We start from the raw sequence: 15,416 nt of genomic DNA, 5'->3' as shown, positions 1-15,416 counted from the left end.
AAAATCCTTATGCAGAAGGGGAGATAGGTTGTTCTTCTTTCAAACCCTGGCGCACCCGGTTGACCAGGGTGTAGGCGAGCAGGGCGGCGACCAGCCACATCACAGTGTCGACCCAGCCAGCGCCGAGCCAGCCCAGCGCTACACCGGTGGCCAGCACGCCGAGGACAAACGCGCGGTCACTCTTGCCCATCGGCCCGTCATAGCGCCGTGACGCGCCGACCATCGGCCCCAGCACCCCGGCGTATTCGCTGAACACCGCCAGCAGCGCCACCAGCAGCACCGGCACCAGGCTCACGCCGGGGATCAGCGCGAAGGGCAGGATCAACGCACTGTCGGCAATCACGTCGCACAATTCATTGAGGTAGGCGCCCAGGCGCGACTGCTGGCCGAATTCCCGGGCGAGCATGCCGTCGATGGCGTTGAGGGCCATGCGCAGGATCATCCACAGCGGGATCAGCGCAAACAGCCACAGGTGCTGGGCGAAGCTGGCGATCAACAGGCCGACCAGCAGGGAAATGACCCCGGCGAGCACGGTGATCTGGTTGGCCGTGGTGCCATTGTCATAGAGGCGCTGCACGAGGGGACGCAGCAGGTTCTGAAACCGCGGTTTGAGCTGATAGATCGAAATCATGGGGGTGACGCTTCCTTGTCCGAGAGCCCGCGAAAAACTGCCTGGAGTGTGCCGATTATTCATGGCCTATACCAGTGATGGCGCGTGTTTATGGGGGTTTAGTCACGATCTGGAAAGCACTGAAGGACAAATGTGGGAGGGGGCTTGCCCCCGATGGCGGTCTACCGGTTGATGCATGTGCCGGCTGACCCATCGCCATCGGGAGCAAGCCCCCTCCCACAGGAGATTTCTGCCATGTTCAAAAACCCTGTTTAACGAACAAAAATTTCACGCCGCGTGTTATATCGTAACGAATTGTGTACAAGCGGGCGTGAGTGGATGCAAGTGGATCTAGAGGCGGACGGCGCTTCGGTGGAAGGCCTGCCGCGTTTTCAGCAAGGGCTGTTCCATGCCCGCCGATTGCGGCAAGCCGGTATCAGTCTGACAGTACTGGCCGTAGTCGGTTGGGTGCTGGCGTTGTTTGTCGCGCTGTTTGCACCGTTGTCGATCTGGCCGGTGGTGTTGATCAACTGCGCATCGGCCCTGCTGGTGCTGGTGGCAGGGCTGCAGTCGGCGTGGTGGGTGGCCGATTGGCGGGCCCAGGCGCTGGAGGCGCCGGCGGCCGAATTGCCCGTTGAAGAAACGGGTCGCTACGCGCGCCTTGTGGAACGCTTTGGCCGGCAGATCGGCGCCCCGGTCTTGTGGCTGGGCGGCTGGTCGCTGCTGGCGCTGGTCAGCATCATCGAGTTCTGGAACCTGGCCTTGCCCTCGGCGCCTGTCGGCCAAGCGGCCAGCGTGGGGGCGGCATTGGCCTTGGCGCTGGCGTTCGGCTTGTTGGTGTTCGAACGGCGCCTGGCTCAGGAAACCACGGCCCAGTGGCCGGAAGCCGCGCAACTGGCGCAGTTGAGTCGGGTGGCGATTATCTGCCTGGTGGTCAGTGCCATTTGCCTGCTGTTTGCCGGGGCTGAGTCGGTCTGGCCGTTGCGCCTGGCGGTGCTGGTCGGGCTGTTGCCGGCGCTGGTAGCGCTGGAGTTTCTATTAAGAGGCCTGCTGTCGCTGTTCAGCCCGCGCCAGCCGCGCCTTGAACCACGCCTGATGGCGCAGAGTTTCATCGCCGGGTTGCTGCGCTGGCCGCCACAACCGTTGCTGGCGTTGCAGCACGAATTACACAACCGTTTCGGCATCGACCTGCGCCAGATCTGGGCGTTTACCTACATGCGCCGGGCGTTTTTGCCGGTGCTGCTGGTGGTGCTGGCGGTCGGCTGGGCGCTGACCGGCGTGCATGAAGTGCCCCTGCAAGGCCGTGGGATTTATGAGCGCTTTGGCAAGCCCGTCGAGGTGTTCGGCCCGGGCCTGCATACCGGCTTGCCCTGGCCCCTGGGCCGCGTGATCAACGTGGAGAACGGCGTGGTGCATGAGTTGGCCACCAGCGTCAGCGAGGCCGCCGCACCGGAGCTGGCGTCAGCCGAAGGCCCGGCACCGCTGGTTGCCAATCGGCTGTGGGACGCCAGCCATGTGAATGACAAATCCCAGGTGATCGCCAGCAGCAGCGGCGACAAGCAGAGCTTCCAGATCGTCAATATGGATGTGCGCTTCGTTTACCGCATCGGCCTCACCGACCAGGCCGCACTCGCCGCCACTTATAACAGCGCGGATGTGCCGACCCTGATCCGCAGCACCGCCAGCCGCATCCTGGTGCACGATTTTGCCTCGCGTACCCTCGACGAATTGCTCGGCGAACAACGCACCCGCCTGGCCGACGAAATCGGCCGCGCCGTGCAGGCGGATTTGCAGAAACTCGACAGCGGCGTGGAAATCCTCGCCACTGTCGTGGAAGCCATCCACCCACCGGCCGGCGCGGCCAATGCCTACCACGGCGTGCAAGCCGCGCAGATCGGCGCCCAGGCCCTGATCTCCCGCGAGCGCGGCGCCGCCAGCGAACACACCAACCAGGCCTTGCTGCAAGCCAGCACCGCCCGCGACCAGGCCTTGGCCACCGCCCGCGAAGTGAATGCCGGTGCCCAAGCCGCCGACCTGCGCTTTACCGCCGAACAAAAGGCCTACGCCGCGGCCGGTCGGGCCTTTGTGCTGGAACAGTACCTGGGCCAACTCAGCCTGGGCCTGGCCCACGCCAAGCTGCTTATTCTGGATCACCGCCTGGGCGCCGAAGGTGCACCGACGATTGATCTGCGTTCTTTTACTTTGCCGGCCGACCCTTCGCTGCCGCGTAAAGCCGTTCAATAAGGAGTCTGTCTGTTGAGCGCTCATTCTCACGATCATGGTCACCACCACGGCCACCATCACCCTCATCACGGTGATGAACAGGCGGCGGGTCCTTTCCCTTGGCGGCGTATGGCCTGGGCGGTGTTGCTGGTGCTGTTCGCGGTGGCGGCGGCGAGCCTGGTGCAGGTGCGCTCCGGCGAAGCCACGGTGATTACCCGCTTCGGCAACCCGTCGCGGGTGTTGTTGGAACCGGGCCTGGGCTGGCGCTGGCCGGCGCCGTTCGAAGCGGCGATCCCGGTGGACTTGCGCCTGCGCACCACCTCCAGCGGCTTGCAGGATGTGGGCACACGCGACGGCCTGCGGATTATCGTGCAGGCCTATGTGGCGTGGCAGGTGCAGGGCGATGCCGACAATGTGCAGCGCTTTATGCGCGCGGTGCAGAACCAGCCGGATGAGGCGGCGCGGCAGATTCGCACCTTTGTCGGCTCGGCGCTGGAAACCACGGCGGCCAGCTTTGACCTGTCGAGCTTGATCAACACTGACGCCAGCCAGGTGCGCATTGCCGATTTCGAGGCGCAGCTGCGCCAGCAGATTGATCAACAATTGCTCACCACCTATGGCGTGCGCGTGGCGCAGGTGGGGATCGAGCGGCTGACGTTGCCGTCGGTCACGCTCACCGCCACCGTCGACCGCATGCGTGCCGAGCGTGAAACCATCGCCACCGAACGCACGGCCGTGGGCAAGCGCGAGGCCGCGCAGATTCGCTCCGCGGCTGAGCGTGATGCGCGCATCGTGCAGGCCGATGCCACGGTGAAAGCCGCCGACATCGAAGCCCAGTCGCGGGTCGAAGCCGCGCAGATTTATGGGCGTGCCTACGCCGGCAATCCGCAGCTGTATAACCTGCTGCGCTCCCTGGATACCCTGGGCACGGTCGTGACCCCCGGCACCAAAATCATCCTGCGCACCGACGCCGCGCCCTTTCGCGCGTTGGTGGACGGGCCCAAGGACGTTCAGCCATGACCGAGCGTGACAGCCCGGACAGCCCCTGGATCCAGGCCGGGCGCCTGACGTTCCTGGCGTTGTACGCGGTGACGGTGTTGGCGGCATTGGCGTGGGCGTTTTCCAATGTGCGGCAGATCGACCCGCAGAACCGTGCGGTGGTGCTGCACTTCGGCGCCCTCGACCGCATCCAGAATGCCGGGCTGCTGCTGGCCTGGCCGCAGCCGTTCGAGCAGGTGGTGTTATTGCCGGCGGCCGACCGGGTGATCGAGCGTCGGGTGGAGAACCTGTTGCGTTCCGATGCGGCGGTGCAGGCTGATCGTGTGGCCAGTTTCGCCACGCCCTTGAGCGATGCACTGGCCGGCTCCGGCTACCTGCTGACCGGCGATGCCGGAGTGGTGCAGCTGGATGTGCGGGTGTTCTACAAGGTCACCGAACCCTACGCCTTTGTGTGGCAGGGCGCGCATGTGCTGCCGGCCCTGGATCGCCTGGTGACCCGCAGCGCCGTGGCCCTGACGGCGGCGCGCGATCTGGACACGATCCTGGTGGCGCGCCCCGAATTGATCGGTACCGACAACGGCGCCGCCGAGCGTCGCGAGCGGCTGCGGGGTGACTTGGTGCAAGGCATCAACAAGCGCCTGGCCGAGTTGGCCGCCACCGGTCTGGGGCTGGGCATCGAGGTGACGCGGGTCGATGTGCAATCGAGCCTGCCGGGCCCGGCGGTGAACGCATTCAACGCCGTACTCACCGCCAGTCAACAAGCCGACAAAGCCGTGGCAAACGCCCGGACCGAAGCGGAAAAACTCACCCAGACCGCCAACCAGCAGGCCGACCGCCTGGTGCAGGTTGCCCACGCCCAGGCCAGTGAACGCCTGGCCAATGCCCAGGCGCAAACGGCCACGGTCGCCAGCCTGGCCCAGGTCAAAGACCCGGGCTTGCTGTTGCGCCTGTACCGCGAGCGTATGCCGAAGATTCTCGGCCAGGCCGGTTCGGTGACCACGGTCGATCCTGAAGACGACTCCCGCTTGATCATCCAGGGAGCCGAACAATGAGCGCACCCATGCTGACCTCCGCCGAACAGCGCAGCGCTGCCCGACAATTGACCCTGGCCATGCTCGCCCTGGGCTTGCTGACGCTGGGCCTGGTATGGCGCTGGCTGGCGCCGGACCAGACGGGCGTCAGCCAGTTGCTGCTCGGTGTCGCCTCGTTGCTGGTGGCGGTGCCGGTGATGCGCTCGGCCTGGTACAGCCTGCGTTTTCCCAGCCTGCATGGCATTACCGACCAACTGATCGCCCTGGCGATGCTCGGCGCCTGGGCCACCGGCGATCTGCTCACCGCCGCGCTGCTGCCGATCATCATGATCTTCGGCCACGTTTTGGAAGAGCGCAGCGTGATCGGCTCCCAGGAGGCGATTCATGCCCTGGGCAAACTGACCCGCAGCCATGCGCGGCGGGTGCAGGCCGACGGCAGCATCATCGAAGTGGATAACGGCACCCTGAGCACCGGCGATATCGTCGAGGTGCGCGCCGGTGATCGGGTGCCCGCCGATGGCGTGGTGCTGTCGGGCCAGGCGAGCCTGGACACGGCGCCGATCACCGGTGAGTCGGTGCCGTTGGAAGCCAGTGTGGGTGTGCAGGTGTTTGGCGGGGCGATCAACCTCGATGGCCTGTTGCGCCTGCAAGTGACACGTACCGGCAATGAGTCGACCCTGGGCAAAGTCATCGCGCTGATGCAGAACGCCGAACGTTCCAAGCCGCCGATCACGCGGCTGCTGGAGCGTTACGCGGGCAGCTATATGGTGTTGGTATTGCTGCTGGCGGCAGTAACCTGGTTTGTGACCAATGACGCCCAGGCGATGCTCGCGGTGCTGGTGGCGGCGTGCCCCTGCGCCCTGGTGCTGTCGGCACCGGCGACGGCGATTGCCGGAATCGCCGTGGCGGCCCGGCATGGGATCCTGATTCGCAACTCGGCGTTCCTCGAAGAGTTGGCGGACCTGACCTCGCTGGTGGTGGACAAGACCGGCACCCTGACTTTTGGCACCCTGCGTTTGCAGTCCATCGAGACCTCGTCGACCGATCGCCAGGCGCTGCTCAACCTTGCGGCCAGCCTCGGTTCGGCCAGTAGCCACCCGGTCAGCCGTGCGTTGGCGGGGTTGGCGACTCAGGCGCAACTGCTGGCGCTCACGGATATTCGCGAGCGCCAGGGCTTAGGCGTTGTGGCACAGACCGAGCAGGGCGAAGCGGCGTTGGGCCGTCCCGAGTTGTTCGAGCAATTGGGTATTGTCACGACGACGGTGCCGAACCATGACGGCCCGATTGCCGGGCTGGCCTTGAACGGGCAGTTTCTGGCCTGGCTGCTGCTGGCCGACAGTGTCAAGCCGGAGGCGCGCCAGGCCCTGCAAGAGTTGCGGGATTTGGGCCTGGGTCGTCAACTGCTGCTGACTGGAGACCGTCAAAGCGTGGCCGACAGCCTGGCGCTGGACGTGGGCATCAGCGATGTCGCAGCCCAGGCGTTGCCCGAAGACAAGCTCAACCGTGTGCTGGGGGAAATCGGCAGCGGCTTCCGGCCCATGGTGGTCGGTGATGGGATCAACGATTCCCTGGCGCTCAAGGCTGGCGTGGTCGGCGTGGCCATGGGCGCGGGCGGGGCGGACATTGCGCTGGCCTCGGCGGATGTGGTGTTGATCGGCAGCGACCTGCGGCGCCTGGGCACCTGTGTGCGCTTGAGTCGCCAGTGCCGGCGTACGTTGCAGGTCAACGTGGTCATCGGCCTGGGCTGGACCTTGGCTATCGTGGTGTTTGCCGCCTTTGGCTGGTTGGGTGCTGCGGGGGCGATGATTGCGGCGGTGCTGCATAACCTCAGCACCTTGCTGGTACTGGGCAATGCCGGGCGTTTGCTGCGGTTTCAGGAGCCGCTGTCGAAGCTTGAGGATTAATTTCAGAAATATTTGCACACGGCTGTAACGCCGATAAGGGGCCTCACTCTAGTGCTGGGTCGAGACTGGGCAATCCGTTCAGACCGACGCCACTACCGATCATGAGGAATACGAGAATGAAGATTAAATCCGCTGCTGCTGGTGCTGCCCTGGCGATGGCCGCCGCCACCATGTTTGCTGGTGTTGCGACCCAGGTACAAGCCGCCGATGCGCAAGTGCATTGCTACGGCGTGACGTCCTGCAAAGGCATGAACGACTGCAAAACCGCTGAAAACGCCTGCAAAGGCCAGGCGGTGTGCAAGGGCCACGGCTTCAAGGCCATGACCAAGGCCGCCTGTGACGCAGCGGGCGGCAAAGTCGGCGAATAACCGGCAAACGAGTGCAACCGCAGCGGCAGCCCCCACCGCTGCGGACACTTTGCCCAGGAGCGAGTCATGTCCGCGTCCCTTCCAAGTCTGGGTTACGGCCTGGGTTTACGCAGTGAGTACTACCAGCAGATCCTTGAACAAGCGCCGGCCGTGGATTGGTTCGAAGTGATCTCCGAGAACTATCTGGTGCAGGGCGGTAAAGCCTTGTACTACCTGGATGCGATAGCCGAGCGTTACCCGTTGGTGATGCACGGTGTGTCCCTGTCCATCGGCGGCCCCCACCCCGTCGACATGGACTACCTGAAACACCTCAAGCAGCTCGCGGAGCGCATCCAGCCCGCGTGGATTTCCGATCATTTGTGCTGGAGTCGTGGCAGCGCGCACCAGTTGCATGACCTGCTGCCCCTGCCTTACACCGAAGAAAGCCTCTACTACGTAGCTGCTCGCGTTCGCCAAGTGCAGGATGTGTTGCAGCGCCCGCTGGTGCTGGAAAACGTCTCCAGTTATGTGCGTGCCAAGGCGGATGAATTCACCGAATGGGAATTCCTCAATGCCCTGGCCCACCTGTCGGGCTGCCAGTTGCTGCTTGACGTTAACAATGTGTATGTCAGTGCGCGCAACCATGGCTTCGATGCCTGGACCTTTATCCGCAACCTGCCGCCCGACAGCATCCGCCAGCTGCATCTGGCAGGGCATATGGATTACGGCGACTACGTGGTCGATACCCACGACCATCCGGTGTGCGATCCGGTGTGGGCGTTGTATCAACAGACCCTGGAGCATTTCGGGCCGGTCTCGACGCTGTTGGAGCGCGATGACCATTTCCCGCCGTTCGAAGCGCTGCTCACCGAACTGGAAAAGGCCCGGGAGTTGGGCGCCACAGCCTTGGCCCGGAGGTCGTTATGCGCCTGATCGACTGGCAGTTGGCCTTTGAACAGCACCTGTCAGCGCAGACGCCAGATACCACCAATGGCTTTGCCGCCACGTTATTGGGTGGGCCGACGCTGGACGTGGACACCGGCCTGGCGATCTACCACAACGCTTATCTGGCACGGCTGCAGGAGGTGTTGCGGCACGACTTCAGCGCCATCCGGTATTGGCTGGGGGATGATGAGTTTGCGCTGCTGACGCAAGCCTATGTGCGTCGTTATCCCTCGGCTCACTACAGCCTGCGCTGGCTGGGCGAACGGTTTCCGGCGTTTATCCACGAGCACCTGGTGGCCGAGCAAAGTGCGCCGCTGGTTGAACTGGCCCAGTTGGAGTGGGCCTTCACCCTGGCGTTCGATGCGCCGCAGGGTGAGCCGCTGACCCAGGATGATATGGCGGTGCTGCCGCCCGAGGATTGGCCCGGTTTGCAGGTCTTCCTGACACCATCCGTACAGCAGCGGCTTTGCCACTTCAACACCGTGGCCATCTGGCGTGCCAGCAAGGATGGCGCGGATTTCCCCGACAGCCACACCTTGGACTTCGCACAGATCTGCCTGGTATGGCGCGATCAGAATGTGTGCCGTTATCGCAGCCTGGGACCGGCCGAGGCGTTTGCGCTGGCGGGGATGGTGACGACCGGTTGGCGCTTCGCAGAACTGTGTGCGCAACTGGCAGTCACTTATGGAGAGGGTGCACCACTGCAAGCGGTGACATGGCTGAAACAGTGGATCCAGGACGGTTTGCTCCAGCGCCGGGCCCCATAGAAGAACGCTATCAAATCGATAGCCTCCTACTTTTTATCGGGATGGTCTACCCTCATTCCAGACGTCTGAAACAAGGGGGGACTACTCATGCTCGCGCAACTTCCACCGGCCTTACAGAATCTACAGCTGCCGCTGCGTCTTCGACTCTGGGATGGCCATGAATTCAACTTGGGCCCCGAGCCCAGTGTGACCATCGTGGTGAAGGACCCCACGGTCGTACCCAAACTGTCCCACCCCACGCTCGACTCGTTGGGCGAAGCCTTCGTCGAGGGCAAACTGGAGCTGGAAGGCTCCATCAGTGAAGTGATCCGGGTCTGTGATGAGCTGAGTCATGCCTTGGTCGAGGATGAGGGCGGGAGTCTGCCGGTGCGCTCGATTCACGACAAGGTCACCGACGCCGCGGCTATTTCCTACCATTACGACCTGTCCAACGCGTTCTACCAGCTCTGGCTGGACCAGGACATGGCGTACTCCTGCGGGTATTTCGAAACCGGCAGCGAATCCATCGACCAGGCCCAGCAAGACAAATTCCGCCACCTGTGTCGCAAGTTGCGCTTGCAGCCCGGCGAGTACCTGCTCGACGTAGGCTGTGGCTGGGGCGGGCTGGCACGTTTTGCGGCGCGTGAGTTCGGGGTGAAAGTGTTTGGTATCACCCTGAGCAAGGAACAGCTGGCATTGGCCAAGGAGCGGGTGAAAGCCGAGGGCCTGGAAGACCAGATCGACCTGCAACTGCTCGACTACCGCGATCTGCCCCAGGATGGTCGTTTCGACAAAGTGGTGAGCGTGGGCATGTTCGAGCACGTCGGCCACGCCAACCTGGCGCAATACTGCAAGACCCTGTTTGGTGCCGTACGCGAAGGCGGCCTGGTGATGAACCACGGCATTACCGCCAAGCACACCGACGGCCGGCCCGTAGGCCGTGGCGCCGGGGAGTTTATCGAGCGTTATGTGTTCCCCAACGGCGAGCTGCCGCACCTGGCGATGATGACTGCCGAGATCAGCGAAGTCGGGCTGGAAGTGGTCGATGTCGAAAGCCTGCGCCTGCATTACGCGCGCACCCTGGACCATTGGAGCGAGCGCCTGGAAGACAACCTGGAAGCGGCGGCGAAGCTGGTGCCGGAGCAGGCGTTGCGCATCTGGCGGCTGTACCTGGCCGGGTGTGCCTATGCGTTTGCGCGGGGCTGGATCAACCTGCACCAGATCCTCGCGGTGAAGCCTCACGCGGATGGCAGCCATGAACTGCCGTGGACGCGGGAAGACATTTATCGCTGAAAGTGAATGATTACTGTAGGAGCGAGGGGGACGCCTCGCTCCTACAGAATCGGTGAGATCAAGCGCGCCACCCGCATGCCCAGTTGCTGCAGGCGGCGGGTCTCGCGGCTTTCTTCCTGGCTCACTTCATGGGCCTGGGCGAAGTCGTCCAGCAGCATCTGTTCAACCTGCTTGGCGAAGGCTTCGTCGACCGTCAGCAACATCACTTCGAAATTCAGCCGGAATGAACGGTTGTCCATGTTCGCACTGCCGATGGCGCTGATCTCGTTGTCCACCAGCACCACCTTCTGATGCAAAAAACCCGGCGTATAGCGGAACACCCGGACACCGGCGCGCACCGCCTCGATCGCATACAGGCTGGACGCGGCGTACACGATGCGGTGGTCGGGCCGCGATGGCAACAGCAGGCGCACGTCCACGCCCCGCAGGACCGCCAGGCGCAGGGCGGCGAACACCGCTTCGTCGGGGATGAAATACGGGCTGGTGATCCACACGCGCTCGGTGGCCGCATGGATGGCCTCGACGAAAAACAGCGAGCAGGTTTCATAGGGATCGGCTGGGCCGCTGGCGAGCAATTGGCAGAGCACGCCGTCTTCGGGGTAGGCGTCCGGCAGGATCAGCGGCGGCAGCTCGCGCGCGGCCCAGAACCAGTCCTCGGCAAACGACTCCTGCAGGCAGGCCACTACCGGGCCGGTAACTTGCACATGGGTATCGCGCCACGGCGCCAGCGGCGGTTTTTTGCCCAGGTATTCATCGCCCACATTGTGCCCACCGACAAACCCGGTGACACCGTCCACCACCACGATCTTGCGATGGTTGCGGAAGTTGACCTGGAAACGGTTGAGCCAACCGCTGCGGGTGGCGAATGCCTTGACCTGCACCCCGGCGTCGCGCAGCGATTGCACGTACTGATGGGGCAGGGCGTGGCTGCCGATTCGGTCGTACATGACGTAGATGCCCACGCCTTGGGCAGCCTTTTCCTTCAACAGCGCCTGTAACTGACGACCGAGTTCATCGTCATGAATGATGAAGAACTGGAACAGCACGGCGGTTTTGGCATTGCGAATGGCGTCGAAGATTGCACTGAAAGTGGCCTCGCCGTTGATCAGCAAGTGCACTTCATTGTTTGCCAGGCACGGCATGCGGCCCAGCTTGGGCATGGCGCGCAACGACGCGTAGGCACTGGAGTTGCGCGCAGCGAGAGCCTCCTCGACCCACGGGCGCCAGTTCAGCTCGGTGATCGCGGTGTGCATTTCCTGGTTGGCCTGGCGACGGGCCTGGATATACGCGTCGAAGGTGCTGCGGCCAAAGATCAGGTAGGGGATCAAGGTGAGATAGGGCATGAACATCAGTGACAGGGCCCAGGCGATCGAGCCTTGGGCGGTCCTGACGGTCAGCACCGCGTGGATCGCGGCGAGAGTCCCGAGCAAGTGCAGCGTGGCGATGAAGTAGGCGAGCAGGTGCGGGCCAAAGAAATCCATGGACGACGGTACTCCAGACAATCCAATGCCTAACAGACCATGAACGGCTGCGAATGTCGCTATTTTATTTGCCGTGCAACACTGGCACTTTTGCGGCGTCTAACGCCCACAATTGCCCAGGAGTTACCCGATGAATGCTCGTCTGCTTGGTTTGGCCATGGTTGTAGGTTTGTCGTTGCCGCTGGCAGCGCAGGCGCAGATGCTGGCGCCGGGCTTGTGGGAATTGACCACCAGCAATATGAAAGTCGATAACCAGGACCTGCCGGACCTGTCGCTGATCCTCGGTCAGCTCAAGCAACAGATGACCCCCGAACAGCGCGCCATGCTGGAAAAACAAGGCATCACCATGGCCGGCAAAGGCGTGCAGGTGTGCCTCACCCCGGCACAAGTCGCCTCTGATTCGATCCCCCTGACCGACCCGCAATCGGGCTGCAAACAGGAAGTGACCGACAAGACCGGTAACCAGTGGAAATTCCGTTTCAGTTGCCCGAAAGCCCAGGGCACCGGCGTCGCTACCTTCCAGAGCCAGAAAGAATTCACCACCACCGTCAACGGCACCTTCAATGCCACCGGCGTTCAACAGAAGGGCAGCCTGGATACCCACGCCCAATGGCTGGGCACCGATTGCGGCACGGTCAAGCCTCGCGCTTAACGCAGAAAGTACAGCGGTAAACCCTGGCAGCTATCGACCACCTGGCCGTTGTGCCAGGCCAGGTGGCCGGAGACCAGGGTGGTGCTCACGCTGTGGCGAAAGCTGCGTTCGGCGAACGGCGTCCAGCCGCAGCGGGCAAGAATCGGCTCGTCCCTGACCGGTTTTCCTTCGGGCTCCGGTTTGATCAGCACCAGGTCGGCCCAATACCCTTCGCGCAGGTAACCCCGGTCCGGGATGGCAAACAGGTCGGCGACACGGTGGCTGGTCTTGGCCACCAGGGTGGTCAGGGGCAGCAGCCCATCGGCCACCAATTCCAACAACGCTGGCAGCGCGTGTTGCACCAGGGGCAGACCCGCGGGCGCTTCACGATACCCCAGCTGTTTTTGCGCCCAGGTATGCGGCGCATGGTCAGTACCTATTACATCCAGACGATCACTCAGCAAGGCCAGGCGCAGGGCGTCGCGGTCGGCGCGGGTCTTGATCGCCGGGTTGCATTTGATCTGGTGGCCGAGGCGGTGATAGTCACGGTCATCGAACAGCAGGTGGTGCACGCAGACTTCAGCGGTAATGCGTTTTTGCGCCAGGGGTTTGTCTTCGAACAATGCCAACTCGCGTGCGCTGGTCAGGTGCAGTACATGCAGGCGCGTGCCGTGACGCTTGGCCAGTTCCACCGCGAAGGAGGATGAGCGATAGCAGGCTTCGGCATCGCGGATCAGCGGGTGGGCGACGGCGGGGATCCTGTCACCAAAGCGCTCACGCATGCGCTGCTCGTTGGCTTGGATGCTCGGCGTGTGTTCGCAGTGGGCCAGCAGAATGGTCGGCACTTCGGCAAACAGCCGTTCCAGGATCCGTGGGTGGTCCACCAGCATATTGCCGGTAGAGGCGCCCATGAATACTTTGACCCCGGCCACTTCGCGCGGGTCGAGGGCGGCGACGGTGTCGAGGTTGTCGTTGCTGACCCCGAAGTGAAAGCCGTAGTTGGCCACCGAGTGCAGGGCCGCGCGGCGCTTTTTATCGGCCAGGGCTTCCAGGTTCAGCGTGGCCGGGTTGGTGTTGGGCATGTCCATGACGCTGGTGATGCCGCCGGCTACCGCTGCGCGGGACTCGCTGTAGAAGCTGCCCTTGTCCGGCGCGCCGGGGTCGCGAAAGTGCACCTGGTCGTCAATCATGCCCGGCAGCAGCCACTGCCCGTGGGCGTCGATGGACACGGGCGCGGCATTCCCGCCGATGCTGCTGGCGATCTTTTCGATACGGCCATGGGCGACCAGCACGTCGGCGTCGAATTCCTCGCCTTCGTTCACCAGGCGGGCGTTGCGGATCAGCAGGCGGCTCATGGCTCAGAACTCGTTTTGCAGGGCTTTGTAACCGCGCACCAGGTCGACGTTGGTACGTGCCACGTCTTCGGAAAACTCTGAGGCGCTGACACTCACCGGCGGGAATTGCGACAGGTCGGTATTCGGCCCGATGCGGGTGGTGGAGGGTACGTAGAAGGCGGCGGGCAAATCACGGCCGTCGACCACCGAGTTGTGGCGTACCACGCAGCCATCGCCGACGGCGCAGTTGAACAGCACGCTGTTGAAACCGATGAACACCCGGTCGCCGACGGTGCAGGGGCCGTGGACGATGGAGCGGTGGGCGATGGATGTGAATTCGCCGATGGTCACGGCGGCGCCGGACTTGGAGTGGATGACCACGCCGTCCTGGATGTTGGAATTGGCGCCGATGGTGATCGGGTCCATGGCGCCGCCGGCGTCGACTTCGTCGGCGCGGATCACGGCGTAGGGGCCGACAAACACGTTCTCGCCGATGATGACTTTGCCGCAGATGATCGCGGTCTTGTCGACGTAGGCCGATTCGGCAATCAGCGGCAGATCGCCGGAAGGATTCTTGCGGATCATGCAACTGGCTCCGTCATGATGTGAACGTAGGCGCCGTCGATGGCGTTGTAGAAACAGGTGGGGCGGCCGGTGTGGCAGGCCGGGCCTTGCTGGTCGACGATCAGCAGTACTGCGTCGCCGTCACAATCCAGGCGCGCTTCCACCAACTGTTGCCAGTGGCCGGAGCTTTCGCCTTTGCGCCACAGCTGTCGGCGCGAGCGCGACCAATAGCAGACCTGCCCGGTAGCCAGTGTTTCGTTGAGGGCCTGGCGATTCATCCAGGCCAGCATCAGCACTTCGCCGCTGCCGTGTTGCTGGGCGATGGCGGTGATCAGACCGTCGCTGTTCCACGGCAGGGCGTCGAGCACGGCGGCGAGTGGAAAGCGGCTGCCGACGGCAGCCCCTTCCAGTTCGAGCATGCTCAGGGTCACGGCTTGCTCAACGCTGCGCACAGGGTGTTGAGGTTGTACTCGAACAGCCCGGTGAAGGTGCTCGCCGGCCCTTCTGCGGCCAGGGCGTCGGAGTACAGCGTGCCGCCAATCTGCGCACCGCTTTCATCGGCGATCTGTTTGAGCAGGCGCGAGTCCTTGATGTTTTCCATGAACACGGCCTTGACCTTGTCCTTGCGAATCTGGGTGATCAGCGCTGCGACTTCGGCGGCCGAAGGTTCACGTTCGGTGGACAGGCCTTGCGGCGCCAGGAACTGGATGCCATAGGCCTGGCCCAGGTAACCGAAGGCGTCATGGGAGGTGACGATGCGACGGTTACCCGGTGGCAGCGCGCCGAACTTGGTCTTGGCTTCGGCCAGCAGGCGGTAGATTTCTTTCAGGTAGGCCTGGCTGTTGCGCAGGTAGTCGGCCTTGTTGGCCGGGTCGGCAGCCACCAGCGCCTTGGTGATGTTGTTCACATAGATTTCGGCGTTGGCCAGGTTGTGCCAGGCGTGTGGGTCGGGGATGGTTTCGCCGTCTTCCTCCATGGTGTGGGAAATCACACCTTTGCTGGCGGTGACCACCGTGGCCTTGGTTTCGGTGCTGGTGACCAGGCGGTCCAGCCACGGCTCGAAGCCCAGGCCGTTCTTGATGATCAGCTTGGCCTTGAGCAGCGCCTTGGCGTCGTCCGGGGTTGGCTCGTAGGTATGGGCATCGGCGTCGGGGCCGACCATGTTGCTGATCTGGATGTGATCGCCACCGATCTGGTGGGTGATGTCATCGAGAATACTGAAGCTGGTAACCACCTGGAGTTTGTCGGCGGCCTGGGCCATCGACAACGGCAGCAGCAGACTGAACAGCACGAGTAGAGCGCGCATCG

At 63.4% G+C, this 15,416-nt stretch carries 15 protein-coding genes; 9 read left to right on the top strand and 6 right to left on the bottom strand.

Annotated elements, in window-relative coordinates:
• Positions 1–7 precede the first annotated feature (7 nt).
• Positions 8–631 (bottom strand): CDP-alcohol phosphatidyltransferase family protein, encoded by a 624-nt coding sequence (locus C8K58_RS07610; RefSeq protein WP_027608190.1) that lies wholly within the window; start codon positions 629–631, stop codon positions 8–10.
• 318 nt (positions 632–949) lie between these two features.
• On the opposite strand from C8K58_RS07610, the gene hflK (C8K58_RS07605) reads away from it, so the two are divergent.
• The 8 genes from hflK (C8K58_RS07605) (at position 950) to cfaB (ending at position 10,098) form a co-directional block, all read left to right on the top strand.
• Positions 950–2,854: a protease modulator HflK gene (gene hflK, locus C8K58_RS07605; protein WP_108573499.1), complete on the top strand. Its 1,905-nt coding sequence runs from the start codon at positions 950–952 to the stop codon at positions 2,852–2,854.
• Between the two features lie 12 nt (positions 2,855–2,866).
• Positions 2,867–3,853, top strand: coding sequence for a protease modulator HflC (gene hflC, locus C8K58_RS07600; RefSeq protein WP_027608192.1), 987 nt, complete (start codon positions 2,867–2,869; stop codon positions 3,851–3,853).
• Entirely contained in the window at positions 3,850–4,884 is a 1,035-nt protein-coding gene (gene hflK, locus C8K58_RS07595) for a protease modulator HflK (RefSeq protein WP_108573497.1), read from the top strand. The genes hflC and hflK (C8K58_RS07595) overlap by 4 nt, the downstream gene beginning before the upstream one ends.
• A complete protein-coding gene (locus C8K58_RS07590; RefSeq protein ID WP_108573495.1) occupies positions 4,881–6,767 on the top strand; it encodes a cation-translocating P-type ATPase in 1,887 nt (628 codons plus the stop codon). Before hflK (C8K58_RS07595) ends, C8K58_RS07590 begins: the two co-directional genes overlap by 4 nt.
• Before the next feature lie 116 nt (positions 6,768–6,883).
• Positions 6,884–7,135, top strand: coding sequence for a membrane protein (locus C8K58_RS07585; RefSeq protein ID WP_027608195.1), 252 nt, complete (start codon positions 6,884–6,886; stop codon positions 7,133–7,135).
• 66 nt (positions 7,136–7,201) lie between these two features.
• Positions 7,202–8,047 carry a DUF692 domain-containing protein gene (locus tag C8K58_RS07580; RefSeq protein ID WP_108573493.1) on the top strand — a complete coding sequence of 282 codons (846 nt, stop codon included), beginning with the start codon at positions 7,202–7,204 and terminating at the stop codon, positions 8,045–8,047.
• Positions 8,038–8,826, top strand: a complete 789-nt coding sequence (locus C8K58_RS07575; protein ID WP_027608197.1) for a DNA-binding domain-containing protein — start codon at positions 8,038–8,040, stop codon at positions 8,824–8,826. The genes C8K58_RS07580 and C8K58_RS07575 overlap by 10 nt, the downstream gene beginning before the upstream one ends.
• An 87-nt stretch (positions 8,827–8,913) precedes the next feature.
• Positions 8,914–10,098, top strand: coding sequence for a C17 cyclopropane fatty acid synthase CfaB (gene cfaB, locus C8K58_RS07570; protein WP_027608198.1), 1,185 nt, complete (start codon positions 8,914–8,916; stop codon positions 10,096–10,098).
• A gap of 41 nt (positions 10,099–10,139) precedes the next feature.
• On the opposite strand, the gene cls is transcribed toward cfaB, so the two are convergent.
• Entirely contained in the window at positions 10,140–11,579 is a 1,440-nt protein-coding gene (cls, locus tag C8K58_RS07565) for a cardiolipin synthase (protein WP_108573491.1), read from the bottom strand.
• Between the two features lie 130 nt (positions 11,580–11,709).
• Between cls and C8K58_RS07560 the strand changes: the two genes are divergently transcribed.
• Positions 11,710–12,231, top strand: a complete 522-nt coding sequence (locus C8K58_RS07560) for a DUF3617 domain-containing protein (protein WP_027608200.1) — start codon at positions 11,710–11,712, stop codon at positions 12,229–12,231.
• On the opposite strand, the gene C8K58_RS07555 is transcribed toward C8K58_RS07560, so the two are convergent.
• Genes C8K58_RS07555 through C8K58_RS07540 form a run of 4 tightly spaced genes read right to left on the bottom strand, consistent with a single transcriptional unit; the run spans position 12,228 to position 15,414 of the window.
• Positions 12,228–13,565 (bottom strand): dihydroorotase, encoded by a 1,338-nt coding sequence (locus C8K58_RS07555; protein WP_027608201.1) that lies wholly within the window; start codon positions 13,563–13,565, stop codon positions 12,228–12,230. The two genes, C8K58_RS07560 and C8K58_RS07555, sit on opposite strands and share 4 nt — an antisense overlap.
• Before the next feature lie 3 nt (positions 13,566–13,568).
• Entirely contained in the window at positions 13,569–14,129 is a 561-nt protein-coding gene (locus tag C8K58_RS07550) for a DapH/DapD/GlmU-related protein (protein ID WP_108573489.1), read from the bottom strand.
• Complete coding sequence (gene hisI / locus C8K58_RS07545) at positions 14,126–14,539, bottom strand: phosphoribosyl-AMP cyclohydrolase (protein WP_178087830.1); 414 nt, start codon at positions 14,537–14,539, stop codon at positions 14,126–14,128. Before hisI ends, C8K58_RS07550 begins: the two co-directional genes overlap by 4 nt.
• Positions 14,536–15,414: a metal ABC transporter substrate-binding protein gene (locus tag C8K58_RS07540; protein ID WP_108573487.1), complete on the bottom strand. Its 879-nt coding sequence runs from the start codon at positions 15,412–15,414 to the stop codon at positions 14,536–14,538. Before C8K58_RS07540 ends, hisI begins: the two co-directional genes overlap by 4 nt.
• Positions 15,415–15,416: the final 2 nt, after the last annotated feature.

Origin of the sequence: Pseudomonas sp. GV047, assembly GCF_003058245.1 — a bacterium.
GTDB classification, from domain to species: domain Bacteria; phylum Pseudomonadota; class Gammaproteobacteria; order Pseudomonadales; family Pseudomonadaceae; genus Aquipseudomonas; species Aquipseudomonas marginalis.
The sequence above is the reverse complement of the archived record's forward strand: the minus strand, read 5'-3'. Positions and strand labels throughout refer to the sequence as shown.